Source organism: Nonomuraea sp. NPDC051298 (genome assembly GCF_055586305.1).
This window is the reverse complement of record NZ_JBVJIM010000021.1, coordinates 98,542-123,829: the sequence shown is the minus strand read 5'-3', so window position 1 is coordinate 123,829 and position 25,288 is coordinate 98,542. Positions and strand designations below refer to the sequence as shown.

26 protein-coding genes and 2 riboswitches are annotated in these 25,288 nt (G+C 69.6%); of the genes, 19 read left to right on the top strand and 7 right to left on the bottom strand.

What is annotated here, in order from left to right; genetic code table 11:
- The first annotated feature begins 29 nt into the window (after positions 1 to 29).
- From folP to ACZ6S0_RS40470, 5 genes are read left to right on the top strand one after another with little or no spacing between them, the layout of a single operon-like run.
- Positions 30 to 887 (top strand): dihydropteroate synthase, encoded by an 858-nt coding sequence (gene folP, locus ACZ6S0_RS40490; protein ID WP_465924631.1) that lies wholly within the window; start codon positions 30 to 32, stop codon positions 885 to 887.
- Positions 884 to 1,330 carry a nuclear transport factor 2 family protein gene (locus tag ACZ6S0_RS40485; protein WP_465924630.1) on the top strand — a complete coding sequence of 149 codons (447 nt, stop codon included), beginning with the start codon at positions 884 to 886 and terminating at the stop codon, positions 1,328 to 1,330. Before folP ends, ACZ6S0_RS40485 begins: the two co-directional genes overlap by 4 nt.
- Positions 1,320 to 1,685 carry a dihydroneopterin aldolase gene (folB, locus tag ACZ6S0_RS40480; RefSeq protein ID WP_465924629.1) on the top strand — a complete coding sequence of 122 codons (366 nt, stop codon included), beginning with the start codon at positions 1,320 to 1,322 and terminating at the stop codon, positions 1,683 to 1,685. Before ACZ6S0_RS40485 ends, folB begins: the two co-directional genes overlap by 11 nt.
- On the top strand, positions 1,682 to 2,185 hold the full coding sequence (folK, locus tag ACZ6S0_RS40475; protein WP_465924628.1) for a 2-amino-4-hydroxy-6-hydroxymethyldihydropteridine diphosphokinase: 504 nt from the start codon (positions 1,682 to 1,684) through the stop codon (positions 2,183 to 2,185). The genes folB and folK overlap by 4 nt, the downstream gene beginning before the upstream one ends.
- Positions 2,182 to 2,649 (top strand): DUF3180 domain-containing protein, encoded by a 468-nt coding sequence (locus ACZ6S0_RS40470; RefSeq protein WP_465924627.1) that lies wholly within the window; start codon positions 2,182 to 2,184, stop codon positions 2,647 to 2,649. Before folK ends, ACZ6S0_RS40470 begins: the two co-directional genes overlap by 4 nt.
- Before the next feature lie 21 nt (positions 2,650 to 2,670).
- Here ACZ6S0_RS40470 and ACZ6S0_RS40465 read toward each other — a convergent pair whose 3' ends face one another.
- Complete coding sequence (locus ACZ6S0_RS40465; RefSeq protein WP_465924626.1) at positions 2,671 to 3,795, bottom strand: acyltransferase family protein; 1,125 nt, start codon at positions 3,793 to 3,795, stop codon at positions 2,671 to 2,673.
- The gene (locus tag ACZ6S0_RS40460) at positions 3,792 to 4,937 is read right to left on the bottom strand and encodes an NADH-quinone oxidoreductase subunit D (protein WP_465924625.1); all 1,146 of its coding nucleotides are present in this window, start codon (positions 4,935 to 4,937) and stop codon (positions 3,792 to 3,794) included. The genes ACZ6S0_RS40465 and ACZ6S0_RS40460 overlap by 4 nt, the downstream gene beginning before the upstream one ends.
- Before the next feature lie 122 nt (positions 4,938 to 5,059).
- On the opposite strand from ACZ6S0_RS40460, the gene ACZ6S0_RS40455 reads away from it, so the two are divergent.
- The gene (locus ACZ6S0_RS40455) at positions 5,060 to 5,728 is read left to right on the top strand and encodes a DoxX family protein (RefSeq protein WP_465924624.1); all 669 of its coding nucleotides are present in this window, start codon (positions 5,060 to 5,062) and stop codon (positions 5,726 to 5,728) included.
- 60 nt (positions 5,729 to 5,788) lie between these two features.
- On the opposite strand, the gene ACZ6S0_RS40450 is transcribed toward ACZ6S0_RS40455, so the two are convergent.
- Positions 5,789 to 7,075, bottom strand: a complete 1,287-nt coding sequence (locus ACZ6S0_RS40450) for an aminotransferase class V-fold PLP-dependent enzyme (RefSeq protein WP_465924623.1) — start codon at positions 7,073 to 7,075, stop codon at positions 5,789 to 5,791.
- Between the two features lie 43 nt (positions 7,076 to 7,118).
- A riboswitch (SAM riboswitch) is annotated at positions 7,119 to 7,234 on the bottom strand.
- A 245-nt stretch (positions 7,235 to 7,479) separates the two neighbouring features.
- On the opposite strand from ACZ6S0_RS40450, the gene ACZ6S0_RS40445 reads away from it, so the two are divergent.
- Complete coding sequence (locus ACZ6S0_RS40445) at positions 7,480 to 8,238, top strand: TerC family protein (RefSeq protein WP_465924622.1); 759 nt, start codon at positions 7,480 to 7,482, stop codon at positions 8,236 to 8,238.
- A gap of 39 nt (positions 8,239 to 8,277) precedes the next feature.
- Positions 8,278 to 9,441: a cytochrome P450 gene (locus ACZ6S0_RS40440; RefSeq protein WP_465924621.1), complete on the top strand. Its 1,164-nt coding sequence runs from the start codon at positions 8,278 to 8,280 to the stop codon at positions 9,439 to 9,441.
- Positions 9,442 to 9,490: 49 nt separating this feature from the next.
- Here the strand turns inward: ACZ6S0_RS40440 and ACZ6S0_RS40435 are convergent, their stop codons facing one another.
- Positions 9,491 to 10,453, bottom strand: a complete 963-nt coding sequence (locus tag ACZ6S0_RS40435; RefSeq protein ID WP_465924620.1) for an SAM-dependent methyltransferase — start codon at positions 10,451 to 10,453, stop codon at positions 9,491 to 9,493.
- 191 nt (positions 10,454 to 10,644) lie between these two features.
- Between ACZ6S0_RS40435 and ACZ6S0_RS40430 the strand changes: the two genes are divergently transcribed.
- The 5 genes from ACZ6S0_RS40430 (at position 10,645) to ACZ6S0_RS40410 (ending at position 16,493) form a co-directional block, all read left to right on the top strand.
- Positions 10,645 to 10,872, top strand: a complete 228-nt coding sequence (locus ACZ6S0_RS40430) for a chaplin family protein (RefSeq protein ID WP_465924619.1) — start codon at positions 10,645 to 10,647, stop codon at positions 10,870 to 10,872.
- Positions 10,873 to 11,276: 404 nt separating this feature from the next.
- Positions 11,277 to 12,167 (top strand): Rossmann-like and DUF2520 domain-containing protein, encoded by an 891-nt coding sequence (locus tag ACZ6S0_RS40425; RefSeq protein ID WP_344888577.1) that lies wholly within the window; start codon positions 11,277 to 11,279, stop codon positions 12,165 to 12,167.
- 22 nt (positions 12,168 to 12,189) lie between these two features.
- Positions 12,190 to 13,026, top strand: a complete 837-nt coding sequence (panC, locus tag ACZ6S0_RS40420) for a pantoate--beta-alanine ligase (protein WP_465924618.1) — start codon at positions 12,190 to 12,192, stop codon at positions 13,024 to 13,026.
- A gap of 155 nt (positions 13,027 to 13,181) precedes the next feature.
- A complete protein-coding gene (locus tag ACZ6S0_RS40415) occupies positions 13,182 to 15,707 on the top strand; it encodes an L-aspartate oxidase (RefSeq protein ID WP_465924617.1) in 2,526 nt (841 codons plus the stop codon).
- A 3-nt stretch (positions 15,708 to 15,710) separates the two neighbouring features.
- A complete protein-coding gene (locus ACZ6S0_RS40410) occupies positions 15,711 to 16,493 on the top strand; it encodes a type III pantothenate kinase (protein WP_465924616.1) in 783 nt (260 codons plus the stop codon).
- Positions 16,494 to 16,567: 74 nt separating this feature from the next.
- On the opposite strand, the gene ACZ6S0_RS40405 is transcribed toward ACZ6S0_RS40410, so the two are convergent.
- A complete protein-coding gene (locus ACZ6S0_RS40405) occupies positions 16,568 to 17,050 on the bottom strand; it encodes a hypothetical protein (protein WP_465924615.1) in 483 nt (160 codons plus the stop codon).
- A 171-nt stretch (positions 17,051 to 17,221) separates the two neighbouring features.
- Between ACZ6S0_RS40405 and lysX the strand changes: the two genes are divergently transcribed.
- Positions 17,222 to 18,679, top strand: coding sequence for a bifunctional lysylphosphatidylglycerol synthetase/lysine--tRNA ligase LysX (lysX, locus tag ACZ6S0_RS40400; protein WP_465924658.1), 1,458 nt, complete (start codon positions 17,222 to 17,224; stop codon positions 18,677 to 18,679).
- Here the strand turns inward: lysX and ACZ6S0_RS40395 are convergent.
- A complete protein-coding gene (locus ACZ6S0_RS40395; protein ID WP_465924614.1) occupies positions 18,663 to 19,886 on the bottom strand; it encodes a cytochrome P450 in 1,224 nt (407 codons plus the stop codon). The two genes, lysX and ACZ6S0_RS40395, sit on opposite strands and share 17 nt — an antisense overlap.
- A 184-nt stretch (positions 19,887 to 20,070) precedes the next feature.
- Here ACZ6S0_RS40395 and ACZ6S0_RS40390 point away from each other — a divergent pair, with 184 nt between their 5' ends.
- Complete coding sequence (locus ACZ6S0_RS40390; RefSeq protein WP_043615366.1) at positions 20,071 to 20,283, top strand: LuxR C-terminal-related transcriptional regulator; 213 nt, start codon at positions 20,071 to 20,073, stop codon at positions 20,281 to 20,283.
- 27 nt (positions 20,284 to 20,310) lie between these two features.
- Here the strand turns inward: ACZ6S0_RS40390 and ACZ6S0_RS40385 are convergent, their stop codons facing one another.
- Complete coding sequence (locus ACZ6S0_RS40385) at positions 20,311 to 21,267, bottom strand: C40 family peptidase (RefSeq protein WP_465924613.1); 957 nt, start codon at positions 21,265 to 21,267, stop codon at positions 20,311 to 20,313.
- A gap of 92 nt (positions 21,268 to 21,359) precedes the next feature.
- Positions 21,360 to 21,511: riboswitch (cyclic di-AMP (ydaO/yuaA leader) on the bottom strand.
- A 277-nt stretch (positions 21,512 to 21,788) separates the two neighbouring features.
- Between ACZ6S0_RS40385 and ACZ6S0_RS40380 the strand changes: the two genes are divergently transcribed.
- The 4 genes from ACZ6S0_RS40380 (at position 21,789) to ACZ6S0_RS40365 (ending at position 25,247) form a co-directional block, all read left to right on the top strand.
- Positions 21,789 to 22,358, top strand: coding sequence for an amino-acid N-acetyltransferase (locus ACZ6S0_RS40380; RefSeq protein ID WP_344888598.1), 570 nt, complete (start codon positions 21,789 to 21,791; stop codon positions 22,356 to 22,358).
- Between the two features lie 85 nt (positions 22,359 to 22,443).
- Positions 22,444 to 23,802 (top strand): RDD family protein, encoded by a 1,359-nt coding sequence (locus ACZ6S0_RS40375; protein WP_465924612.1) that lies wholly within the window; start codon positions 22,444 to 22,446, stop codon positions 23,800 to 23,802.
- A 112-nt stretch (positions 23,803 to 23,914) separates the two neighbouring features.
- Positions 23,915 to 24,388: an RDD family protein gene (locus tag ACZ6S0_RS40370; protein ID WP_465924611.1), complete on the top strand. Its 474-nt coding sequence runs from the start codon at positions 23,915 to 23,917 to the stop codon at positions 24,386 to 24,388.
- A gap of 526 nt (positions 24,389 to 24,914) precedes the next feature.
- Positions 24,915 to 25,247 (top strand): histone-like nucleoid-structuring protein Lsr2, encoded by a 333-nt coding sequence (locus ACZ6S0_RS40365; RefSeq protein WP_465924610.1) that lies wholly within the window; start codon positions 24,915 to 24,917, stop codon positions 25,245 to 25,247.
- Positions 25,248 to 25,288 lie beyond the last annotated feature (41 nt).

The window sequence follows — 25,288 nt, the reverse complement described above, 5'->3', positions numbered from 1 at the left end:
AGGTGTGGGGAAGCGCCTAGGCTTGGCCCATGACTAGCGTGCCCATCAACGTGCCGGGAGGTGCGGAGCGGTGCCTCGTCATGGGTGTGGTCAATGTGACACCCGACTCGTTCTCCGACGGCGGGCTGTGGTTCGACCCGGCGATCGCCATCCAGCACGGCCTTGACCTGGTACGGGAGGGCGCCGACCTGGTCGACGTGGGCGGCGAGTCCACCCGTCCCGGCGCGGCCAGGGTGTCGCTGGAGGAAGAGCTGGCCAGGGTCGTCCCGGTGATCAGGGCGCTGCACGCCGAGGGGGTGCCGGTCAGCGTCGACACCATGCGCGCCGAGGTCGCCAAGGCCGCCGTCGAGGCAGGCGCGCAGCTCGTCAACGACGTGAGCGGCGGCCTGGCCGACCCCGAGATGCCCCGCGTGGTCGCCGCGACCGGCGTCCCGTACGTCGTGATGCACTGGCGCGGGCACAGCCACGACATGTACTCCCGCGCGGTCTACGCCGACGTGGTCACCGAGGTGTGTGAAGAGCTGGCCAAGCGGGTCGACCTGGTGCTGGCCGAAGGCGTCGCGGAGGAGCAGATCGTGCTCGACCCCGGCCTCGGCTTCGCCAAGAACGCCGAGCACAACTGGGCCCTGATGGCCGGCATCCCGCGCCTGGCCGAGCTGGGCTATCCCCTGCTCATCGGGGCTTCCCGCAAACGTTTCCTGGGCCGGCTGCTGGCCGGTCCCGACGGCACGCCGCGGCCGTTCAGCCGCAGCGACGACGCCACGCTCGCCGTGACCGCGCTGGCCGCGCACGCCGGAGCCTGGTGCGTACGCGTGCACGAGGTAGGTCCCAACGCCGATGCCGTGCGCGTGGCCGCCGCATGGAAGAGAGCCGGAGCTGGCACATGAGCGTCGACACCGCCGCCATCGAGACGGTCAACCAGGAGTTCTACGCCGCGATCGAGAGCGGCGATCTCGACAAGATGACCGAGATCTGGGCCGAAGACTCCCCCGACGACCAGGTGAGCTGCGTCCATCCGGGCTGGACGATGCTGACCGGCCGGTCCGAGGTGCTGCGGTCGTGGGCCCTGATCATGGCCAACACCACCTACATCCAGTTCGTGCTGACCGACGTCAGCACGACCGTGCTGGGTGACGTGGCGGTCCTCACCTGTGTGGAGAACATCCTGACCGCGGGGGAGGAGGGTGAGGCCAGCTTCGCCGCGGGCAAGGTGGTGGCCAGCAACGTCTACATCCGCTCCCCGCAGGGCTGGCGGCTGTGGATGCACCACGGCTCGCCGGTGCTCCAGGGAGACGACGAAGAGGAGGAGGACAGCGAGCTTGAGCCTTGATCGCATCGCTCTCAAGGGCCTGCGCGCCCGCGGCCGGCACGGTGTGCTCGCCGCCGAGCGGGAGCTGGGCCAGGAGTTCGTGGTGGACGCGACGCTGTTCCTCGACACCGCCCCGGCCGCGGCCGGCGACGACCTGACCAAGACCGTCCACTACGGGGAGCTGGCGCAGGCGCTGACCGAGGTGGTGGCGGGCGAGCCGGTCGAGCTGATCGAGACGCTCGCGCAGCGCCTGGCCGACGTGTGCCTGGCCAGCGAGTTGGTGCACAAGGTCGAGGTGAGCGTGCACAAGCCGGCGGCGCCGATCCCGCTGCCGTTCGACGACGTGATCGTGACCATCGAGCGGAGCCGCGGATGAAGGTCGTGCTCTCTCTCGGCAGCAACCTGGGCCACCGCTTCCGTACGCTGCAGGAGGCCGTGGACACCCTGTTCGACGCCCCCGGGCTCGAGTTCGTCAAGGCGTCGCCCGTCTACGAGACCGCGCCGGTGGGCGGGCCCGGCGGGCAGCGCCCCTACCTCAACGCGATCGTGGTCGCCGAGACCACACTGGAGCCGCGTACGCTGCTGGAGCGGGCGCAGGGCGTGGAGAACGCCTTCGGCCGCGTACGCGTGGAGCACTGGGGGCCGCGTACCCTCGACATCGACCTGATCGTGGTGGGCGAGACCGTCTGCGACGACCCCGACCTCACGCTGCCGCACCCCCGGTGCCACGAGCGCGCGTTCGTGCTCGTGCCCTGGTCCATGGCCGACCCCGAGGGTGTGGTTCCCGGGCGCGGCCTGGTGTCGGAGTTGCTGGAAGGGCTCGACAGGCAGGGGATACACCTGCGCCCCGACCTGAAGCTGCAGAGGCCCGATTGAAACCCACCCACCCCGGCCCCCTGGTCGGCATCGTCGTCGTCGTGGCCCTGCTGACCTGGGTGGCGATCAGGCCGGTCTACTCGGGTCTGCCGGTCATGCCGTGGACCGCGATCCCCACGGTGCTGCTGCTGGCCCTCGGTGAGGCGTACAGCGGCTGGGCGACCAAGGCGAGGATCGCCCGCAAGCCGGGCACCAAGCCGGTGGAGCCGCTGTCGGTGGCCCGGCTGGCGGCGCTGGCGAAGGCGTCGGCGTACGCGGGGGCGCTGTTCGGCGGCATCTTCGCCGGGTTCGCCCTCTACACGGCGCAGATGCTCGACAGGGCGACGCCGCGTGGCGAGTTCTTCGTGGCGGCGGGCTCGTTCGTGTCATGTGTCGCGCTGGTCTGCGCCGCCCTCTATCTGGAGCACTCCTGCCGCATCCCCAAGGAGCGCGACGAGCACGACAAGCGTGACAAGCGCGACTAGTGCCCGTCGTCCCGCTCCCGGTCAGCCATGCCTCGAGCTGATGGACCCGCCGACTTCCGTGTCCCGCGTCCGCCGCGCGGGAGTGCGGCGGCCGAAGAGGTAGATGACGGGAGCCGTGCAGATGAGGGGGCCGATGATGGCGATCGGCCGCTCCAGCCACCATTTGAGGTCGGGCGGGATCTTGTCGCCCAGGGTGCCGAACAACCACCACGACAGCCCCAGCGCGATCGCCATCCCGGTGGTGTGGAACAGGAACAGCGGCAGTGAGTACCGGTTGATGAAGTCGTTCGCCCTGGCCCAGCGCGGCCGCGCCAGCACCCGTTCCATGGCCGGGCGCAGCACCTCCACCAGCCCGATCTGGAACAGCAGCAGCGCCACGATCACGAACGTGGGCGGCGCCATGTTCGACCACTTGTCACCGGGCACCCCGACCATCGAGCCCGGGTAGATGCCCGAGTAGACGAGCCCGATCAGGGCGAACAACCCCGTCCACAGCAGGGCGAAGTCGTAGCGCCTGGGCAGCGCCACGACCCGGTCGTAGAAGAACCCGGCCTGGTGGGCCAGCCCCCAGACGATGATCATGTTGAACCAGCCGACGCCCTCGATGCCGTAGCGGAAACGTACGACGTCGACCACCAGGGCCGCGCCGGCGAGCCAGATCAGGGCCAGTACGTCGTAGCGCCGGTGCAGCCACAGCGCGACCGGCAGCAACGCGATCAGCATCAGGTAGACGGCCAGGAACCACAGCGGGCTGAGCACCAGCACCACCACCCGCCACATCCAGTCCACGTGGAAGGTGGACGTCACCACCGCGCCGATGATGATCCACACCCCGCACAGGAACAGTGCCGGTAATGCCAGCGCCCGCATGCGCCGCAGCACGAACGCCCCGATGCCCACCCCGCTCTCCTTGGCCCGCTGCCAGGACAGCAGGTGCACGTGCCCGCCGACGTAGAAGAACAGCGGCAGCACCTGCAGCAGCCAGGTCAGGATCCACAGCCCGGAGGTGAAGCCCAGCGGGCTGGTGGCCTCGGGGCCGTGCGGCTTCCACTGCAGGATCGTGAAGGCCCAGTGCCACACCACCACGACGACCAGGCTCAGTGCGCGCAGCCAGTCGACGTATTTGTCGCGTTCCCCCGCTTTCACCGGTCGATGTCCCCCACCACGAAGAACATGGAGCCCAGAATGGCCACCATGTCGGCCACGAGGTGCCCGGGGAGCATCTCGCGCAGTACCTGGATGTTGCTGTAGGAAGCCGAGCGCAGCTTGAGCCGCCACGGCGTTTTGTCCCCCTTGGAGACCAGATAGTAGCCGTTGATGCCGAGTGGGTTCTCCGTCCACGCGTACGTGTGGCCCTCCGGCACCTTGAGCACCTTCGGCAGCCGCTGGTTGATCGGGCCGGGCGGCAGCGAGCGCAGCCGTTCGACGCAGGCGTCGGCCAGGTCGAGCGAGACCTTGAGCTGGTCGAGCAGGACCGCGAAGCGGGCGTGGCAGTCGCCGGCGTCGCGCGTGACGACCGTCACCGGCAACTCGGGATAGGCCAGGTACGGATCGTCGCGCCGCAGGTCGAAGTCCACCCCGGAGGCGCGGGCGATGGGGCCGCTGACGCCGTACTGCATGATCTGCTCACGGGTGAGCACGCCCACCCCCTTGGTGCGGGCGATGAAGATCTCGTTGTGCAGGATGAGGTTCTCGATGTCGGGCACCCTGCGCCGGGTCTCCGCGACGGTCTCCGACACCCGGTCGAGCCAGCCGAGCGGCAGGTCCTCCTTGAGCCCGCCGACCCGGTTGAACATGTAGTGCATGCGCCCGCCGGAGATCTCCTCCATGACGGCCTGGACGCGCTCGCGTTCGTTGAAGGCGTAGAACAGCGGCGTCATCGCGCCCAGTTCGAGCGGGTAGGAGCCGAGGAACATCAGGTGGTTGAGCACCCGGTTCAGCTCGGCCAGCAGCGTACGCGCCCACACGGCCCGCACCGGCGGCTCCATGCCCAGCAGCCGCTCGGCGGCGATGACCACGCCCAGCTCGTTCGCGAAGCCGGAGAGCCAGTCGTGCCGGTTGGCGAGCATGATGATCTGACGGTAGTCGCGCACCTCGAACAACTTCTCCGCGCCCCGGTGCATGTAGCCGATGATCGGCTCGGCGGTGGCGATGCGCTCGCCGTCGAGCGTCAGCCGGAGCCTGAGCACCCCGTGGGTGGACGGGTGCTGGGGGCCGATGTTGAGAATCATGTCCTCGGTGGCCAGCTCTTTCGCGCCCGCGCCGATTCCGACCACACGTTCCGTCATATGGCAATGCTGCCACCGCCCGCGGTGGCGAGCCAGCGCGGGGGATGGTCAAGAGATGGTAGGGAAACGCATCCCGAAGCCGGACACGGGGAGTAATAGCCGGGAACGGGGGAGGAAACACCATGAAGAGAGTTGTTTATGATGTCGCGGGTTTGATCGCGCGGATCGCGACGGGCGTGATCTTCGTGGCCCACGGCTGGCAGAAGTGGCAGGGCGGTCAGAGCGTCACCTCGCGGGACTTCAGGGACATGGGGATCCCGATGCCCGAGCTGACCGCCGGGTACACGACCCTCGTCGAGGTCGTGGGCGGCGTCCTGTTGATCCTGGGGTTGCTGGTGCGCCCGGTGGCGCTGTTGTTGCTGTTGGCCATGCTCGGTGCGATCGCTTTCGTGCACGGGGGCAAGGGCGTCATGGTCGAGAACGGCGGCTGGGAGCTGACCGGGGCGCTGGGCGCGCTCTGCCTGCTGTTCCTGGCGTTGGGCGGTGGGCGTATCGGGGTGGACGGCATCTTCGCCCGGATGTTCCGCAGGCGTTCCGAACGTCGGGCCGCCGAGGGGGAGGAGCCGGTCGTGTACCCGCCGGGAGCGTACGCCGCGGGCGGGACCGCCGCGGGCGGAACGGCGCGGGGAGACGACACGGCCGCCGGGGCCACGACGCACGGGAGGCGGCCGGACGTGCCCAGGCAGCCCGCCGCGCCTGCCTCGCGCAGGCTCGACGACGAGGACATGAGGGAGATCGACGCCCTCGTGGCCGACGAGCCGCCCCAGCACCACAAGCCGCCGAACCGCTGAGCCGCCTGGGCCGCTGAATCGTCGAGCCGTCGAGCCGTCGAGCCGCCGAGCCGTTCGCCGTCAGCGGGCGACCAGGTTTCGCACCGCCTCGATGAGCCGGTCCACGTGCTCCTGCGTGCTGCCGATGCCGATCGAGGCCCGTACCGCGGAGGCGGTGTCGTCCTCGCAGCCGCCGTCGGAGGCGCCCAGCAGGTGCCGGACGAACGGGTGCGCGCAGAACTTCCCGTCGCGCACCCCGATCCCGTGCTCGCCGGACAGCACCTCGGCCACCTCACGGGCCGAGTACCCGGCCACGGTGAACGACACGATGCCGACCCGCGGGTGATCGTCCCCCCACAGGGACAGCTCGCGTACGCCCGCGATCGAGGCCAGGCCCGAGCGCAGACGGTCGATCAGCCGCTCCTCCTCGCGTACCAACTCGGTCCAGCCGGTGGCGGTCAGCGCGTCGCAGGCGGCGGCCAGGGCGATGGCGCCCAGCACGTTGGGGGTGCCCGCCTCGTGCCGCGGCTCGGGGTCGTCGTGCCACTCGACGTCCTCGCCGACCGAGCGCACCGCGCCGCCCCCCTTGAGGTACGGCTCCCCGCCGGTCAGCCAGTCACGCCGCCCGACCAGCGCGCCCGCGCCGAAGGGGGCGTACAGCTTGTGCCCGGAGAAGGCCACGTAGTCGAGGTCGAGCGCGGTCAGGTTGACCGGCCGATGCGGTACGAGCTGCGCCGCGTCCACCAGGATGCGGGCCCCGTGCCGGTGCGCGATGTGGGCCAGGGCGGCGATGGGCCACAGCTCGCCGGTGACGTTCGAGGCGGCGGTGACGACGAGCAGCTTGGGCCCGTCGATCCCGGCCAGCGCCTCGTCGGCGGCGCGTACGGCCTCGCCGGGGAAGGCGGGCGGCGCCAAGCGGACCGCGTCGGGCCAGGGCAGCAGGGAGGCGTGGTGCTCGGTGTCGAAGACCACGGTGGTGGTGCCCGTGGGCAGGCAGCCGGCCAGCAGGTTCGTGGCGTCGGTGGTGTTGCGGGTGAAGATCACGGCGTCGTCGGGGCGGGCGCCGACGAACGCCCTGACCGTGTGGCGGGCCTGCTCGTACCGGGCGGTGGTGAGCTGCGAGGCGTAGCCGGCGCCGCGGTGGACGCTGGAGTAGGCCGGGAGCGCGGCGGTGACGGCGGCGCTGACCGGCTCCAGACAGGGCGCGCTGGCGGCGTAGTCGAGGTTGGCGTACCCGACCAGCCGGCCGCCCTTGACCGGCACCTCGAGGTCGGCGCCCAGCACGGCGGGGATCGGCCGGCTCGTCGAGGACGCGGACGCGTCCGCCTCGGCGGAAGAGGTGGAGTTGAAGATCGTCAGTGTGGACACGGCGAAGCTCCTCGGGGTCATCGGACCCCAGGAAGTGCCACGGAGCCCGCGCTTGCCCGCCACACCTCGTGGCGGACCTGGTCTTCACCCGGGGCACCCCGCCGCGGACGCGAGGGTTGCCGGCCAGCTAGCCGGGGCTTGACGCTGGCGCTCATGACCTACGAGCGGACTATACCAAGAACAAACCTCCGCATAACACTCCCACCCCGAAGACGCCCGTGACGGATGCCACAGCGGCAGCCCGCCGCACGGGTTTTGGCGGATGCCGTGGCGGTTGTCGGGACCGCAGGTCGCCCGCCGTTCGGCGCTCCCGCAGGAATCATGATTTTTCGCGAACTAATGAGGCCCCTGGCTCGTTGCTACCGGGAAACCCCCGTCAGCCCCGAGTCATGGAGGTACCCCCGATGCTGGACTGGGTGGCCGATCCACAGATCTGGATCGGCTTCTTCACCCTGGTCGCCCTGGAGATCGTGCTGGGGATCGACAACATCATCTTCATCTCCATCCTCGCCGGAAAGCTGCCACCCGAACAACGGGACCGGGCACGGGTGCTCGGTCTGGCCGCGGCCCTGATCAGCCGCCTGCTCTTGCTGCTGGGCCTGTCCTGGGTGGTGCAGCTCACCGAGCCGCTGTTCGAGGTCCTCGGTCACGAGATATCGGGACGCGACCTGATCCTGCTGCTCGGCGGCCTGTTCCTGCTGGGCAAGAGCGTCACGGAGATCCACCACAGCATGGAGGCCCCGCACGGCAAGAACGGCAGGAACGCCGCCGCCGCCTCCTTCGCCTCCGTGATCGCGCAGATCATGGTGCTGGACATCGTCTTCTCGCTCGACTCCGTCATCACCGCCGTCGGCATGGTGGACGAGCTGGGCGTGATGATCGCGGCCGTCGTGGTGTCGGTGCTGGTGATGCTGTTCGCCTCCGGGCCGATCAGCAGGTTCGTGGACACCCACCCGAGCATCAAGATGCTGGCGCTGTCGTTCCTGGTGCTGATCGGTGTGGTGCTGGTGGCCGAGGGCCTCGAGCAGCACATCCCGAAGGGCTACATCTACTTCGCGATGGCGTTCTCGGTCATCGTGGAACTGCTCAACATCCGGATGCGGGGCAGGAACGCGAAGCAGCAGCCGGAGGAGGTTCCCGAGACCAAAGGAGCATCCTCCTAAGATGCAATAGTGGGCTTTGATCCTTGGAATCCGGATTTCGTGGCGTACCCGTATCGGGTGTACGACGAGTTGAGGCGTGCGGCGCCCGTCAGCTACTTCGAGCCGACGGGCCAGTGGCTGATCGCGCGCCACGCCGACGTGAACGCGCTGCTCAGAGATCGCCGGCTGGGCCGCTCGTACCTGCACGTGGCCACGCACGAGGAGTTCGGCCGGCCGCCGGATCCCGAGTTCCAGGAGCCGTTCTGGCGCGTGATCAGGGCGGGCATGCTCGACGTGGAGCCGCCGGTGCACACCCGGTTGCGCCGGCTGGTCTCCAAGGCGTTCACGCCGCGCATGGTCGAGTCGCTGCGCCCCCGCGTCCGGGCCGTCGCCGAGGGCCTGGTGGAGGCGTACGTGGACAAGGGCGGCGGTGATCTGATCGCCGAGGTGGCCGAGCCGCTCCCGGTGACCGTCATCGCCGAGATGCTCGGCATCCCCGACCACGACCGCCACCTGCTGCGCCCCTGGTCGGCCGACATCTGCGGCATGTACGAGCTGAACCCGGCCCCCGAGGCCCAGCACACCGCCGTACGCGCGGCGTCGGAGTTCGCCGGCTACCTCAAGTCCCTGGCCGCCCAGCGCCGCCGCGCCCCCGGCGAGGACCTGATCAGCGCGCTCACCCGGATCGACGAGCTGACCGAGGACGAACTCGTCGGCACCTGCGTCCTGCTGCTCAACGCCGGTCACGAGGCCACCGTGAACGTGACGGGCAACGGCTGGTGGTCGCTGTTCAGGAACCCGGCCGAGCTGGCCCGGCTGCGCGCCGACCGTTCCCTGCTGCCCATGGCCGTGGAGGAGCTGATGCGCTGGGACACGCCGCTGCAGATGTTCGAGCGCTGGGTGCTGGAGGACATCGAGGTGCACGGCGTGCGGATCCCGCGCGGCTCGGAGGTGGCCCTGCTCTTCGGCTCGGCCAACCGGGACGAGGCGGTGTTCGAGGACCCCGACCGGCTGGACGTGGGGCGTACCGACAACCCGCACATCTCGTTCGGCGCCGGGATCCACTTCTGTCTGGGCGCGCCGCTGGCCCGCATCGAGCTGATGGAGTCGTTCGGCGCGCTGCTGGACCGGGCGGGGACGCTGGAGCCGCGCGAGGAGCCGTCGTGGAAGCCGGGATTCGTCATCCGCGGCCTCCAGTCGCTGGACCTGACCGCCGCCGCCTGAATCCCGCGACCTGTTCCGCCGCGTCGTCCGCCCGCGGGTCCCGGCGGGCTCACTTGGTCTGGACGAGCCAGCCGAAGCCGCCCAGCCCCGACGCGTCGATCAGCTCGGCCTCCTCCGAGGCCCGCGCCAGGGCCCGTAGATAGCCGCGCGGGTCACTGCGGGCCTGGTCGAGGGGCGGACGCGTGCCGGTGAGCCCCAGCCGCCGCAGCACCTCGCGCTGTGTGGACAAGCCTGTGGATATCGCACCGGCCTCCCGCCCCGCCTCGGCGCACGCGTCGAGCGCGACGTGCGCCGTGATGTCGCAGCTCCCGTCGGGTACGGGGACCACCACCGCACCGTCGCGGTAACCGGTCAGCGTGCCGTGCAGCGGCCGGTTGTCCACAGGGTGTGCATAGTCGACGGCGATCGCCCGGCCGCTGGTCAGGCGCATGAGGACCGAGGCCCACGCCTCGTCACGAGGGCGGCCGATCTCGGCGCGGCACCCGACCCGGCACAACGGCCACCACCGCTCCACCCACTCGCGATCGGCGGGCGGGAGGGGGTCGCCGAGGCGTTCCTCGCCCGTACGCATGTCGACCATGACCAGCCGAGGCCCGTCGAGGGTCTGCTCGGCCACGTCGAGCGGCACGTTGTCGAGCCACTCGTTGGCGATGGCCAGCCCGGTGATCTCGCCGGGCAGGGTGCCGGACCATGCGATCCGCTCGGGCAGCCCCTCCGGCCTGGGGGAGAGGTCGACGGCCGTGACGCGCAGCCGGTCGCGCAGCCGGGGCCCGGCGGCCTCGAGCACCTGGGTGACCAGCGCGCCCTCGCCCGCGCCGATGTCCACCAGGTCGAGCGCGCCGGGTTCGCCCAGCTCCGCGTCCACCTCCGCGAGCAGCGACAGCACCGCGCCGGCGAAGGCTGACGAGGCGCTGACCGAGGTGCGGAAGTGGCCCGACGGGCGTTCGCGGAGGTAAAAACCTTGGTCGCCGTACAGCGCGCGCTCCATTGCGGCGCGCCAGGTGAGCCACATGCCCAGGACTATCTCACGACTTCCGGGCGACACGCATCGTTACCAAATGACTACCGTAAGTCGCCAACTTGCGGTAACGTTTACACATTGTCAGCGAGTGATTGCGTTGCGCCAACCCCCAATTGGCGGGGCCGGTCGCTCACGAACAAAGCACCCCAGCGGTCCGAGCCGCAAAACTGAGAGGAGCCCTCGTGCTGAAGAAGGTCATGGTCGTCACCGGAGCAGTCGCGATGATGTCGCTGGCTGCCCCGGCGCACGCCGACATCACCAACGGCACCGGTGGCGTGATCTCCGGCAACCAACTCCACATCCCGATCGTCGCCCCGATCAACGTCTGCGGCAACGCTGTCCCCGTCATCGGCGTCGCGGTCGCGGGCTGCAAGGGAGGCGCTGGGGCCTACGCACCCAGCCACCACTGAGCAACGAAAGAGCCCGGACCGGCGCAGGCCGGCCCGGGCTCGTCTCCCGGCTGGTCAGTCGGCGGGCGACCAGCCGGCGCACCTCCAAGAGGTCACATCGTGCGGGCGTCGGGTCTCGATCAGGGACTCGGCGCCCGCTGCCTTTGCGATGAACCCCTCTCCTCATCTCTTCCGACAGGGGGTGCACTCTTTGTGTGCCCTTGTCGCTTTTGTCGTTAACTCAACGCGCGGCAAAACACCAGTCACGCTCACCGCTCCGAGAGGCCGTTACTCTGTTCGGCGATGCCATACGGACGAGATGACCGCGTCAGCGAGCCGCCGCCGCATAATCGTGCCTGACCGAGACCCACGGCGGCGGTCCGCTCCGTGGGGCTCTCATTCGCGTTCTACAGAGGTGAGACGTGATGGACGCAGGCGATCGCCCGGCACGGCTGGCCGTCGGTGTGCTCGGGGCGGGCAAGGTCGGCTCGGCCCTCGGCGCCGCGCTGGCGCAGGCCGGGCACCGGGTCGTGGCCGCCAGCGGGGTGTCGGACAACTCGCAGCGATGGGCGGCCGAGCGGCTCGGCGTCACCCCGTCCCGGCCCGACGAGGTGGTGGCGGCGGCCCAGCTCATTCTGCTCACGGTGCCCGACGACGCGCTGCCCGACCTCGTCAACGGGCTGGCCCGCACGGGGGCCGACCTCAAGGGCAAGATGCTGGTGCACACCAGTGGGGCGTACGGGCTGTCGGTGCTCGATCCGGCGGCCCAGGCCGGGGCGTTGCCGCTCGCGCTGCACCCGGTGATGACGTTCACGGGCCGCGACGACGACCTCAACAAGCTCACCGGCATCTCCTACGGAGTCACGGCTCCGGACCTGCTGCGGCCCGTCGCCGAGGCCCTGGTGATCGAGATGGGCGGTGAGCCGGTGTGGATCGCCGACGCCGACCGCCCGCTCTACCACGCGGCCCTGGCGGGGGCGGCCAACCACATGGTCACGCTCATCGCCGAGTCGTCCGACCTGCTGCGGGGCATCGGCGTCGAGCACCCGGGCCGGATGCTGGGCCCGCTGCTCGGCGCGGCGCTCGACAACGTGCTGCGGCTCGGCATCGCGGGGCTGACCGGCCCCGTCGTACGCGGTGACGCCGGCACCGTGCGCAAGCACGTGGACGCGCTGATCCTGGCGGCCCCCGAGGCCGCCGACGCCTACATCGCGCTCGCCCGGCTCACCGCCGACCGGGCGCTGGCCGCGGGGCTGCTCAAACCGGAGGAGGCGGAGCGGCTGCTCGATGCGCTGGGGGGCAATATATGGACCTGACCGTCGCGTTCGGAGGGCAGTTATGGATCTGATCGTCGCCAGGAACCGGGAAGACCTGGTCAAGGCGCGTCGTGCTGGAACGGTGGCGCTGGTGCCGACCATGGGCGCGCTCCACGAGGGCCACATGTCGCTGATCAGGCAGGCTCGGGTCCGCGCCGACCAGGTCGTGGTGAGCGTTTTCGTCAACCCCCTGCAGTTCACCCCTAACGAGGATTTTTCACGCTATCCCCGTACATTTGACGCCGATCTGGACGCTTGCCGGGCCGAGGGTGTGGACGTGGTGTTCCACCCCGCGGCCGAGGACATGTACGCGCTCGACCGCCAGGTCGGCATCTCCTCGGGCGAGATGGGCGCCAGGGTCGAGGGCGTGTTCCGGCCGGGCCACTTCGACGGCGTGCTGACGGTGGTGCTCAAGCTGTTCAACCTGGTACGTCCCGACCTGGCGGTCTTCGGCCAGAAGGACGCCCAGCAGCTCGCCCTCATCCGCCGCATGGTCACCGACCTCGACCTGCCGATCGAGATCGTGGGCGTGCCCACCGTACGCGAGCCCGACGGCCTGGCCCTGTCGAGCCGCAACCGCTACCTCTCCGAGGACGACCGGCGGGTGGCGCTGGCGCTCTCGCGGGCCCTGCGTACGGGGGCGGCCCAGTTCACCGCGGCCACGATCAGGGCGGCGGCCCAGGAGGTGCTCGACGCGGCCGGGGCAGACCTCGGCGTCGACTACCTGGCCCTGGTCGACCCGGCCACGTTCACGGAGGTCGGCGACGACTTCGAGGGCGTGGCCGTGCTCGCGGTGGCCGCGAGGGTGGGCGGCACGCGCCTGATCGACAACGTCACCCTCACCCTGAATCCCGCCTGAGGCGCCGCACCGCCGGGCGCGCCGCACCGCCTGAAGTGCCGCACCGCAGGGCGCCCGACCGCGGGGCGCTCGGCACCGGACACCCCGGGGCATGTTCGCGCCGCGCCAGGCGTTATCGTCATGTTGACGAAATCGCCTCAGTGAGGAGACCCCCGATGAGTGCACCGGCGATTCCCCTGCGTCTGACCGCTCCGGCGCCCGGCTGGACCGTCGAGGCGGACGTGGTCGTCGTGGGCTCCGGCATCGCCGGCCTGACCGCGGCCCTGCGCTACGCCGAACTGGAGCCGTCGGCCAAGGTCCTGGTCGTCACCAAGGACGTGCTGTCCTCGGGCTCCACCCGCTGGGCGCAGGGCGGCATCGCGGCCGTGCTCGACCCGCGCGACACCGCCGACGAGCACCTGAACGACACGCTGGTCGCCGGGGTGGGGCTGTGCGACGTACGGGCGGTGCGCACGCTGGTGACCGAGGGGCCGGGCGCGCTGCGGCGGCTCATGGCCCGCGGCGCCCGCTTCGACCGTACGCCCGACGGGGAGCTGCAGCTCACCCGCGAGGGCGGGCACCGGCGGCGGCGCATCGTGCACGCCGGCGGTGACGCCACCGGCGCCGAGGTGCAGCGGGCGCTCGTCGAGGCGGTGCGCGCCGGCGCGATCGAGGTGATCGAGCACGCCCTGGTGCTCGACCTGCTCAAGGACGCCGAGGGCCGGGCCAGGGGCGTGACCCTGCACGTCATGGGCGAGGGCGCGCGCGACGGCGTGGGCGCGGTGCACGCCAGGGCCGTGGTGCTGGCCACCGGCGGCATGGGCCAGGTCTACTCCGCCACCACCAATCCCGTGGTCTCCACCGGCGACGGCGTGGCCCTCGCGCTCAGGGCGGGGGCGGTGGTGCGCGATCTCGAGTTCGTCCAGTTCCACCCGACCGTGCTGTGGCTCGGGGCGGGCTCGACGGGCCGCCAGCCGCTGATCTCCGAGGCGGTCAGGGGGGAGGGGGCGTTCCTGGTCGACCACGAGGGCGAGCGGTTCATGGCCGGCGTGCACGAGCTGGCCGACCTGGCGCCGCGCGACGTCGTGGCCAAGGCCATCGTGCGCAGGATGCGCGAGACCGGGCACGACCACATGTTCCTCGACGGCCGTCACTTCGGGCGCGACACGTGGGAGTCCCGCTTCCCCACGATCTACGCGATCTGCCGCGAGCACGGCGTCGACCCGGTCACGCAGCCGATCCCGGTCGCGCCGGCCGCCCACTACGCCAGCGGCGGCGTCCGTACGGACCTGCGCGGCCGTACCTCGATCGAGGGCCTGTACGCCTGCGGCGAGGTCGCCTGCACCGGCGTGCACGGCGCGAACCGGCTGGCCTCCAACTCCCTGCTCGAAGGGCTCGTCTTCGCCGAGCGCATCGCGGCGGACATCCACGCGGCACGCCCGTCGCCCGGTGCGCCGGTCCTGGGCGAGGCGGTGGAGGGGCTGGTGGACCCGAGGGTCAGGCCCAGGATCCAGGCCCACATGAGCACGGGGGCGAGCGTGCTGCGCAGCCGCGAGTCGCTGACCGACACCGCGCGGGCGCTGCGCGACGCCCGCTGGACCCCGGTCGAGGTGCCCGCGTGCACGGAGTCGTGGGAGGCCACGAACCTGCTCACCGTCGCCACCGTGCTCACCGGCGCGGCGGCGGCCCGGCTGGAGACGCGCGGCTCACACTGGCGCGAGGACCACGACCTGCGCGACGACAACGAATGGCTGGGCCACCTGGACGTGACCCTGACGGAGGAGGGCCTTCGCATGACGTACACACCCCACGGCGACGCGATGCCGCCGCGACTGGCGCAGGAGCTGACGGCCGCCGGGCTGGATCCGGCCGAGGTGGACGCGCTCATCGACCGCGCGCTGGAGGAGGACCTGCAGGAGGCCGGTGACGTGACGAGCCAGGCCACGATCCCGGCCGGGCGGCGTTCTGTGGCCGACGTGGTGGCCCGCAAGGGCGGCGTCGTGGCCGGGCTCGCGGTGGCCGAGGCGGTGTTCGTCCGGCTGGGGGCGGCCAGGGCCGAGCGGCGGGCCAAGGACGGCGAGCGGGTCGCGGCGGGTGACGTGCTGATGACCGTCGAGGGCCCGGTGCGGGCCCTGCTGACCGCCGAGCGGACCGCGCTCAACCTGCTCACGCACCTGTCCGGGGTGGCCACGCTGACCGGCCGCTGGGTCGAGGCGATCAGCGGCACACGGGCGCGCGTCCGCGACAGCCGTAAGACGCTGCCGGGGCTGCGGGCGCTGGAGAAGTACGCGGTGCGCTGCGGCGGCGGGGTCAACCACCGGATGTCGCTGTCGGACGCCGCCCTGATCAAGGACAACCACGTGGTGGCCGCGGGAGGGGTGGCCGAGGCGTTCAGGGCGGTCAGGGAGCGCTGTCCTGACCTGCCGATCGAGGTGGAGATCGACCGGCTCGACCAGCTCGATCCCGTTCTGGACGAAGGGGCCGAGTTGATCTTGCTCGACAACTTCACGGTCGAGGAGACGAAGCGTGCCGTACATGTCGTGAAAAATCGGGCGAAAAACAGGGTTGCGCTTGAGGCGAGCGGGGGATTGACCTTGGAATCGGCCCGTGATGTGGCGGAAACTGGCGTTGACTACCTGGCGGTGGGATCGCTGACGCACTCAGCGCCGGCCCTGGACATCGCACTGGATCTGCGGGGGTAATTGATGCTGCTCACGATCGACGTCGGCAACACGCACACGGTGCTGGGGCTCTTCGAAGGCGAGGACGTCATCGAGCACTGGCGGCTGGCCACCGACGCCCGCCGCACCGCCGACGAGATCGCGGTCGTCCTCCAGGGGCTGCTGGCACAGTCGCCGCTGCTCAAGGGGGCCGACATCGACGGCATCGCCATCTGCTCCACCGTGCCGAGCGTGCTCAACGAGATGCGCGAGATGTGCCGCCGCTACTACGGCGACGTGACCGCGGTGATCGTGGAGCCGGGCATCCGCACCGGGGTGCCCGTACGCATGGACAACCCCAAAGAGGTCGGCAGCGACCGCATCGTCAACGCGCTGGCCGCCATCGACCAGTACGGCGGCCCCTGCGTGATCGTCGACTTCGGCACCGCGACCTCGTTCGACGCGGTCTCCGCCAAGGGCGAGTACGTCGGCGCGGTCACCGCCCCCGGCATCGAGATCTCCGTGGACGCGCTGGCCGCCGCGGGCGCGCAACTCCACAAGGTGGAGCTGGTCAGGCCGCGCTCGGTGATCGCCAAGAACACCGTCGAGGCGCTGCAGGCCGGCATCATCTACGGCTTCGCGGGCCAGGTGGACGGCATCGTCGAGCGCATGGCCGCCGAGCTGGCCGACGACCCCGACGAGGTGACCGTGGTGGCCACCGGCGGGCACGCGGCGCTGGTGGTGGGCGAGTCGCGCTCGATCGACGTGCACGAGCCGTGGCTGACCCTCATCGGCCTGCGACTGGTCTACCACCGGAACGCCTCGTAGCGGCCCATGAGGTGTGCGGCGCACGCGGATGAGCGGCCCCCGCCGCCGCGGGAGCCGCTCGCCATCGTCCTGGGTCACTCGCTCTCGGCGGTGTAGAGGTACTCCCAGGGGCCGCACTTGGTCGGGTAGTTGCTGTACTGGCCGATCTGGCACACCTTCACCCGCAGGCTGAAGACGTCGTGCTCCTGGAAGGAGAACTTCTTGTAGCCGGGGTAGCCGCAGTACTTCTTGGAGTAGACCGGGGACCAGTCGTGGTCGAAGTCGCTGGCCTCGAACTTCACGTACGCGCACTTGCCACCCTGCTTGTAGGTGCGGTTGTCCCGGTCGTACAGCCGGCCGTTGACCGTGACCTCGTTCGACTCGCCGTCGTGGTCCCAGTTGACGCCGACCCAGCCCTGCGCCTTGGCGAGGTACTGCTTGGCGTAGACGGGGCCCCAGTACTCGGAGTAGTCGTCGGAGTCGGACGAGGTGGTGGCGCCGGCGGCCGACGGAAGCGAGAGGGCGACGGCGGTGGCGGCGGCTGCGGCGAGTAAGCCGGTCGCGATCTTCTTGAACATCTCATCTCCCTGAGCTCCCCTGTGGGCCGGCTCCCTGCCGGCTCCCCCCTGAGCTCGTGGGACATTGGTAATCGAGGACTCTTGCAGCGACCCTGCAGAGAGCCGACGAGCCCTTGCAGTTCGCCATATCCCCTACCCTTTGATGGTGTGAGCGACGAACTTCCCGAGCAGATGCGCATCCGGAGGGAGAAGCTCGACCGCCTTCGCAGCGAAGGCGTCGACCCTTACCCGGTGACCTTCCCACGCACGGCGACCAACGCCGAGGTCAGGGAGAAATACCAGGGCCTGGAGCCCGACACCGCGACCGGTGACAAGGTCGGGGTCGCGGGGCGCGTCATGCTCAACCGCGTGGGCGGCAAGCTCTGCTTCGCCACGCTGCGCGACGGCGGCGCCGACCTCCAGGTCATGATCTCGCTCGACAAGGTGGGCGAGGAGTCCCTGGCGAGCTGGAAGCGCGAGGTCGACCTGGGCGACCACGTGGGCGTGGTAGGCGAGGTCATCACCTCGCGCCGGGGCGAGCTGTCGATCCTGGCCGACTCCTGGCAGATCACCGCCAAGTGCCTGCGCCCGCTGCCGGAGAAGCACGTGGGCCTCACCGACCCCGAGGCGCGGGTGCGCCAGCGCTACGTCGACCTCATCGTCAACGACGACGCCAGGACGATGGCCCGGGTCCGTAGCGCGACGGTGCGCGCGGTGCGCGACTTCTGGCACGAGGAGGGCTACCTCGAGGTCGAGACGCCGATGTTGCAGCCGATCCACGGCGGCGCCGCGGCCCGGCCGTTCAGGACCCACATCAACGCCTACGACATGGAGCTCTACCTCCGCATCGCGATCGAGCTCTACCTCAAGCGGCTCGTGGTGGGCGGCATCGAGAAGGTCTTCGAGATCAACCGCAACTTCCGCAACGAGGGCGCCGACTCCACGCACAACCCCGAGTTCACGATGATCGAGGCGTACGGCACCTACCTCGACTACAACGACATGGCCGACCTGACCCAGCGCATGTACCAGAAGGCCGTCGTGGCCGCGCTGGACACCACGGTGGTCGTGCACGAGGGCACCGAGATCGACCTGGGCCTCGCCGAGTGGCCGCGCATCACGCTCTACGACGCGGTGTCGCGGGCGGTGGGCGAAGAGATCACCACCGCCACCACCCTGGAAGAGCTGCGCAAGCTGGCCGACCGGCGCGAGATCCACTGGGATCCGAAGTGGGGCGCGGGCAAGCTGGTGCAGGAGCTGTTCGAGGTGCTGGTGGAGCACACGCTCGTGCAGCCCACGTTCGTCATGGACTATCCGCTGGAGACCTCGCCGCTGGCCCGCAACCACCGCGACGACCCGCTGCTGACCGAGAAGTGGGACCTGATCGGGTTCGGCACCGAGCTGGGCACCGCCTACTCCGAGCTGAACGACCCGATCGAGCAGCGGCGGCGGCTGGTCGAGCAGTCCCTGCTGGCCGCCGGCGGCGACGTGGAGGCCATGCAGCTCGACGAGGACTTCCTGCAGGCGCTGGAATACGCCATGCCGCCCACCGGAGGCATGGGCGCCGGCATCGACCGGATGATCATGGCCTTCACCGGCAAGAACATCCGCGAGACGATCCTCTTCCCGCTGGTCAAGCCGACGCAGTGACACGGGCGCCGGCCCGCCGCAGCCTGACGGGCAGGCGGGCCGGCCCGCGCAGCACCACGTTCGCCTTGTACGGCGGCGCCGCGACGGCCAGCTCCAGCCCGGGCGCCGCCGAGGCCAGCGCCGACAGCGCGATCTCGCCCTCCATCCTGGCCAGCGTGGCCCCCAGGCAGAAGTGGATGCCGAGCCCGAAGGCGAAGTGCCGGCCGGGCTCCCGGGTCGCGTCGAAGCGTTCTGGGTCGGGGAAGACCGCAGGGTCGCGATTGGCCGCGCCGATCACGGCGAGCACGGGCGTGCCCTTGGGCACCGCCACGCCGCCCAGCTCCGCGTCCTCCAGCGCCACCCGCGACGTGAGCTGAACGGGCGGGTCGTACCTCAGCACCTCCTCCACGACCTGCTTGGGCCGCTGCGCGGCGTGCCCCAGCAGGCCGTGCCGCACCAGGTGGAACACCCCGTTGCCGATGAGGTTGACGGTCGTCTCGTGCCCGGCCACGAGCAGCAGCACGCAGGTGGCCAGCAGTTCGGGCTCGGTCAGCTCGCGCACCTGGGTCAGGGCGCTCAGGAGGTCGTCCCCGGGGCGGCGGCGCCTGAGCGCGGCGAGTTCGCGGAAGTAGTCGCGAAACTCCCTTCCGGCCCGCCCGGTTTCCGATACGAGGTCGTCTGTAAGCATCGGGTCAAGGCCGCGAGCCAGGATTTCGCTCCAGCCACGGAAGCGCTCCGAGTCCTCCTGAGGCACTCCGAGCATCTCGCTGATCACCGTGACCGGCAGCGGGTACGCCAGCCCTTCCACGAGGTCGGCCTCCTCGGGCAGCGTGTCGATCAGCCCGGCCGTGACCGCCTCGACGCGCGGGCGCAGCCGTTCGATCATGCGTGGGGTGAAGGCCCTGCTCACCAGCGCGCGCAGCCTGGTGTGGTCGGGCGGGTCCATCCACAGGAACGACTCAACGGGCTGACCTGGGTCTCTGCCGGGCCCGCCGCCGGGGCCGCGGCCGAAGCGCGGGTCGCGCAGCAGCGTCGCGCACAGCTCGTGGGTGGTGGCGACGAGCAGGCCGACGGGCGTACGGAAGAGGGCGCCGCGAGCGCTCATCTCGCGGTAGCGCGCATATGGATCGCGCAGAAACTCCCGATCGAACGGATCGAAACCCAGGACGTCGGCCGGGCTCGTCGACGGCTGATCCGGAACGGCGGAAGGCTCGACGAGATCGCTCATCGTGGACCGATCGATGCCGACATATCGCGAGTACGTCACACATTTCGGATCATGTCAATAGTGCTCGTCAAGAGTGGCGATTGTCATGCTTGACGACCTTTCCGCGATGCGTTTACCGTCTGCGAGGAGCGACTTGGGCCCGGTCGAGAGGCCCAAGTTCTGCTGTTGGGGGGGAGGGCTCCCGATGGATGTGCTCACTGAAGGCGTTGAGCTGAGCCATGCGGATCTGGCGCTGCTGGCGGAGCTGGCCAAGGGGGTCACGGTAGACCGGGTGGGCAGACGACTGGATATCAGCGGTCGTACGGTACGCCGAAGGCTGCGGGGCATCTGCGACCGCATCGGCGTGGCCACGGCGATCGAGGCCGTGGCCTGGGCGGCCCGCCGCCAGTTGATCTAGCGACGGGAGATCCGGTCGATGCCGGGCTCAGTCGGCGATGCGTACCGCACCGGCCCACGGACGCCCCTCGATCGAGGCGATCCGTACGACGTCGCCGGTCTGCGGCGCGTGCACCATCATGCCGCCGCCGAGGTAGATGCCCACGTGGTGCAGGTCGTTGTAGAAGAACACCAGGTCGCCTGGCCGCAGCTCGGAGCGGTCGATGTGCCTGCCCGCGGTCCACTGGCTGCCGGTGTAGTGCGGCAGCGAGATGCCCACCTTCTGGTAGGCGGCCATGACGAGGCCGGAGCAGTCGTAGGAGCTGGGCCCTTCCGCGCCCCAGACGTACGGCTTGAGCTGTTGCGTGAGTGCCCAGCGGGCGGCCTGCGCGGCCTTGCCGCCGCCCGCGATCGGCAGGTTGACGCGCTGGGCCCGCGTGCCGGACCGGCCCGCCTCGCCCAGGGCCCGCTTGAACAGGTTGCTCTCGACCTTGGTGACGAGTTTGGTGATCTTGTCGCGCTTGGAGTCGAGGTCGCCGACGAGCTTCTCGACCTCCTCGATGCGCGTCTCGGCGCCGGCCTGGGCGCGCTCAGCGGCCTCCCTGGCCTTGGCCACCTGGTTGACCTGCTCGCCCTGCTGCTGCTCCAGCACGTACGTGGTGGCGGCGCTGTCGAGGAAGGTGTCGGGGTCGACGGAGGTGGTGAACGCCAGTGCCCTGCTCAGCCCGCCGGTGATGTAGGCGTTCTCGGCGAGCAGGGCGGCCTTGGCGCGCTTGGCCGCGAAATCGGCCTGACTGGTCGCCAGCGTCTTCTGTGCGGCGTCGGCGGTCTTCTTGGCGGCCTTGAGCTTCTCCCGCTGGCCGTTGTAGTCCTCGGACAGCGTCTCGATCTCCGTGTGCATCTGCTCGACCTGCTTGGCCAGGTCCTGCAGCGAGGGCTTGGGGTCGGCGGACGCCGAGCCGACGGGGACGGCGATCAGGAACGCGGCGACTGTGACACTTACCACACCGAAGGGGCGTGGTCGCCGCGCCTGTTCACGAGGGCGGGCGTGCTTGCCCGCCGACTGCCTCCCGCGGTTGAGCGTGCGCTTCACCAACCAGCTCCTCTCGTCGACGCCTACCGGGTTAGCTGGCGGGTTCGGGCCGGAGCAGCCCTACCGAACGGGTCGGATTCACCCCAGTTGGTGGCGCTGGGAGGACGTCACCGGCGGGTCCCCGGCTCCCCTTGCGGGGATTGGGCGGGTTCGCCGCCTGCGACACGCGGCGAACATCGTCGCTGGACACTAATGCACTCCAGGTTCGGGCTCAACCAGAACTGCCGAGTCTGTAGAGGTTTCACAACTGAAGGGTCACAAGGTGATCTCGTGCCCAACCGTGCCGAACTGACTTTATGTCCTCTTTGCCGTTGGTTCCGCCGGAACGAGGGTGCACGCGGGTTTCGTGCACACATGGCCACCCGATGTAACAAGATAGGCCGAGACATGGGAGTTAGGGCTGAGCCGTAATGACATCTGTACCCTGGAGAGCCATGGAGCAGGTGGCGGAACTGACGATGCCGGAGACCGCGGTGGTGGTCAGGCGTGCCCGCACGCCCGACGTGCGCTCGGTCAGACGTCTCGTCGACACCTACGCGGGCGCCGGTCCGCGGCTCCTGGAGAAGGCCACGGTGACCCTGTACGAAGACGTACAGGAGTTCTGGGTGGCAGAGCGGGGCGGGCAGGTTGTCGGCTGCGGTGCGCTCCACGTGCTTTGGGAAGACCTCGCCGAGGTCCGCACCGTCGCCGTGGATCCAGAGTGCCGGGGCAAGGGCGTCGGCCATCGGATCGTCTCGGCGCTCATACAGCAGGCGACGGATCTGGGTCTGCGACGTGTATTCTGTCTGACTTTTGAGGTCGACTTCTTCGCGAGGCACGGCTTTCGCCCTATACAGGGCACGCCGGTCTCTCCAGAGGTGTACGCCGAACTCCTGGCCTCGTACGACGAGGGCGTGGCGGAGTTCCTCGACCTGGAACACGTGAAACCGAACACCCTGGGCAACACCCGCATGCTGCTCCATCTGACATCGGGTGACGCGGACCCTGACCTGATGGAAAGGTGATTGTTGATACCTATGTCGATACGTTGGGCAGCACAGGCATGTGTCCTGACACGTGCCACATGCGCACTCGAAGCGAGGTGACACGGTGAGTACCGGACAGCCGCCGTATCCACAGGACCCATCCGGCGAGAATTCTGCACCCGGCACCCCGTACGGGCAGCAGAACGCGGGCCGCCACCCCGGCGAACCCGACCCGGACGCGACTGTGATCGGCTACCGGGCGGACGACGCCTATGGGCAGCAGCCCCAGTACGGACAGCAGCAACAGCAGCACGGCTACGGCCAGCAGCAGCCCCAATACGGTCAGCAGCAGTACGGCCAGCAGCAGCCCTCGCAGCCCGGCTACGGGCAGCAGGGTTACGACCAGGGCTACGGCCAGCAGGGCTACGGTCAGCAGCAACAGCAGCAGTACGGCTACGGCCAGCAGCCCCAGTCGGGCCAGCAGCCGCAGTACGGGCAGCAGGGCTACGGCCAGCAGCAGCAGTCGCAACCCGACTACGGCCAGCAGTACGCCCAGCAGCCCCAGTCCCAGCCCGACTACAGCCAGCAGCAGGGCTACGGCCAGCAGGGTTACGGCCAGCAGCCCCAGTCGGGCCAGCAGTACGGTCAGCAGCCGCAGTCCCAGCCCGACCACGGGCAGCAGGGCTACGGCCAGCAGGCGCAGTCGGGCCAGCAGTACGGTCAGCAGGGCTACGGCCAGCAGCAGGGCTACGGCCAGCAGCAGCAGTCGCAGCCCGGCTACGCCCAACCCGGCTACGGCCAGCAGGCCGGCTACGGCGACCAGCAGCAGTACGGCCAGCAGGCCGGCTACAGCGACCAGCAGCAGTACGGCCAGGCCGCCTACGGGCAGCCGCAGGCGTACGGCCAGGGCGGTTACGGCCAGCAGCCCGGCTACGGGCAGCAGGGCTACGGCGCGCCGGTCGGCGTACAGCCTCCGGGGGCCCCTGCGCCGCTGGCGGAGTGGTGGCAGCGGTTGGTGGCCAGGATCATCGACGGCGTCATCTTCGGCGTGGTGCTGGCCGTCGTGAGCATCGTGCTCACCAGCGTCCTGAGCCCAAGCTACGACTCCGTCACCGGCATCACGTCGGGTCTCTTCAACGCCTTCCTCGTCAGCCTTGTCATCGGGTTGGTCATCGGCGCCATCTACATCGTCTATGACTTCCAACTACACAAGGCGAAGGGCCAGTCGGTCGGCAAGATGGTCATGGGCATCAAGACCGTCAAGGTCGGCTCGATGATGTCGCCGGCAGGTCTTCCCACTGATGCCGCGCTCAAGCGGTCGGTGGTGACAGTTGGCGTCTACCTCCTCTACGGGGTCCCGTTCGGGATGTACCTGGCCGGGCTGTTCTACGCGCTCAACGGCGCCTCGCAGCTCTGGGACAAGCCGCTGCAGCAGACGTTCGCGGACAAGATCGCGGGCACGGTCGTGGTGAAGATCAAGTAATCCGTCACGACGCAAACACAGGGGCCGGCTTCCCGCCGGCCCCTGTGTTTTGCCCGCGGGTCCGTACGAAAATGGTTCGTGATCGGCGCCGTCGACGACGTGAGGTGGAGTTATGGCCGGGGCGGTGGCGCGGCTGGACGGGCCATCCGCGGAATGGTGGGAACGACTCGCCGCCCGGCTGATTGAAGCGCTCGTCTTCGGGGTCATCTATTACATTCTGTTCATCGTGCTGTGGGGCGCCTTCCGAACCGTCGGCGGGCTCGACGTGTTCGACGGGCGGCTGCCCGGCGTGCTGGCGTGGCTGGTGGCCGGGCTGGGTTATGCGGGCTACGACTGGCGGGCGCATTGCCGGCGTGGCCGTACCTTCGGTAAGGCGATCATGGGGATTCGCCTCGCCTCGGCCGGTCTTGCGCCCCTGGCGCTGCTCAAACGAGCCCTGGTCTATCCCGCCCCGGTGTTGCTCATGGGCATTCCGGTGGTCAATCTCCTGACCGGAATGCTGCTGTTCGGGGTGGGGCTGCTCATCCTGGTGGACAAGCCGCTCGAGCGGGGCCGCACGACAGACTGGCCGGAACGCGGGTGGTAAAAGATCTTCGCTGAGCCGGGCGTACCTGGGGCGATGTCTTTTCGCAAAATTTTCGCATGATCCGGTAAGGAGCCTGGAGAGACTGGCATTAGGCTATGGGGCATCCGGGTTGCCGGATCTTGGCGCCCCTGCGACACGCAGGGCATCTGTGTGCCGCTATGGTCGGGTACGGGTGGTTGTCGCCCGCGTGTCATGAGGGGCCAGGGCTCCCTGTGGCGACGCTCCAGGCGCTTAATGCGCCCCCGAAACCCCGCAAGCCGTGGAGGCGAGGCCGAATGGAAGCCCTAACGGACGTATTGTCAGCGCTCATCCCACCGGCCGTGGTGGGCGGCGCCTTCATCTATGGCGTAGTGAAGTTGGTCCGGTCCGAGGCTGTGGGGGGCCGTCGAAACCGCGAGGATCAGCCCGAGAGCCACAACTGATCGGCGACTCAGCCGAATCCCCGTACGCTGAATTGTCTCAGCGCCTTTCCGGGTATATGTTTGGGCAGGCGAATGAAACAATGCTCCGCGAAAGGATTGCGTACATGGCCAAGCAGATCCAGGAGATTCTCATCGATGACCTCGATGGGGGCGAGGCCAATGAGACGGTCAGCTTCGCTATTGACGGCTCCACCTATGAGATTGACCTCAGCGACCTTAACGCGAAGAAGCTGAGGGACGCCCTCACGCCTTTCGTGCAGCACGCGCGCAGGGCGGGAGCCGTGGCCGTGCGCCGTCGCGGTCGCGGCGGCACCCGTGCGATGAGCCGCGAGAAGAGCTCGGAGATCCGGCAGTGGGCCAAGGCTCACGGCCTGCCGGTCAGCGAGCGCGGCCGCATCGCCTCCACCGTCGTGGAGAAGTACGAAGCTGCTCACTAAGGAGCCGTCTCTCGACCATGCGCTTATGATGCTCGCCTTGG

What these genes read in the sequence shown, in the direction of transcription:
- ACZ6S0_RS40365 (WP_465924610.1), top strand. Translation starts at nt 24,915, where the DNA reads ATGGCCAAGCAGATCCAGGAGATTCTCATCGATGACCTCGATGGGGGC.
- ACZ6S0_RS40405 (WP_465924615.1), bottom strand. Translation starts at nt 17,050, where the DNA reads ATGTTCAAGAAGATCGCGACCGGCTTACTCGCCGCAGCCGCCGCCACC.
- ACZ6S0_RS40380 (WP_344888598.1), top strand. Translation starts at nt 21,789, where the DNA reads ATGGAGCAGGTGGCGGAACTGACGATGCCGGAGACCGCGGTGGTGGTC.
- ACZ6S0_RS40435 (WP_465924620.1), bottom strand. Translation starts at nt 10,453, where the DNA reads ATGTGGCTCACCTGGCGCGCCGCAATGGAGCGCGCGCTGTACGGCGAC.
- folK (WP_465924628.1), top strand. Translation starts at nt 1,682, where the DNA reads ATGAAGGTCGTGCTCTCTCTCGGCAGCAACCTGGGCCACCGCTTCCGT.
- folP (WP_465924631.1), top strand. Translation starts at nt 30, where the DNA reads ATGACTAGCGTGCCCATCAACGTGCCGGGAGGTGCGGAGCGGTGCCTC.
- lysX (WP_465924658.1), top strand. Translation starts at nt 17,222, where the DNA reads ATGCGCATCCGGAGGGAGAAGCTCGACCGCCTTCGCAGCGAAGGCGTC.
- ACZ6S0_RS40425 (WP_344888577.1), top strand. Translation starts at nt 11,277, where the DNA reads ATGGACGCAGGCGATCGCCCGGCACGGCTGGCCGTCGGTGTGCTCGGG.
- ACZ6S0_RS40485 (WP_465924630.1), top strand. Translation starts at nt 884, where the DNA reads ATGAGCGTCGACACCGCCGCCATCGAGACGGTCAACCAGGAGTTCTAC.
- ACZ6S0_RS40395 (WP_465924614.1), bottom strand. Translation starts at nt 19,886, where the DNA reads ATGAGCGATCTCGTCGAGCCTTCCGCCGTTCCGGATCAGCCGTCGACG.
- ACZ6S0_RS40415 (WP_465924617.1), top strand. Translation starts at nt 13,182, where the DNA reads ATGAGTGCACCGGCGATTCCCCTGCGTCTGACCGCTCCGGCGCCCGGC.
- ACZ6S0_RS40390 (WP_043615366.1), top strand. Translation starts at nt 20,071, where the DNA reads ATGGATGTGCTCACTGAAGGCGTTGAGCTGAGCCATGCGGATCTGGCG.
- ACZ6S0_RS40460 (WP_465924625.1), bottom strand. Translation starts at nt 4,937, where the DNA reads ATGACGGAACGTGTGGTCGGAATCGGCGCGGGCGCGAAAGAGCTGGCC.
- panC (WP_465924618.1), top strand. Translation starts at nt 12,190, where the DNA reads ATGGATCTGATCGTCGCCAGGAACCGGGAAGACCTGGTCAAGGCGCGT.
- ACZ6S0_RS40455 (WP_465924624.1), top strand. Translation starts at nt 5,060, where the DNA reads ATGAAGAGAGTTGTTTATGATGTCGCGGGTTTGATCGCGCGGATCGCG.
- ACZ6S0_RS40445 (WP_465924622.1), top strand. Translation starts at nt 7,480, where the DNA reads ATGCTGGACTGGGTGGCCGATCCACAGATCTGGATCGGCTTCTTCACC.
- ACZ6S0_RS40410 (WP_465924616.1), top strand. Translation starts at nt 15,711, where the DNA reads ATGCTGCTCACGATCGACGTCGGCAACACGCACACGGTGCTGGGGCTC.
- ACZ6S0_RS40370 (WP_465924611.1), top strand. Translation starts at nt 23,915, where the DNA reads ATGGCCGGGGCGGTGGCGCGGCTGGACGGGCCATCCGCGGAATGGTGG.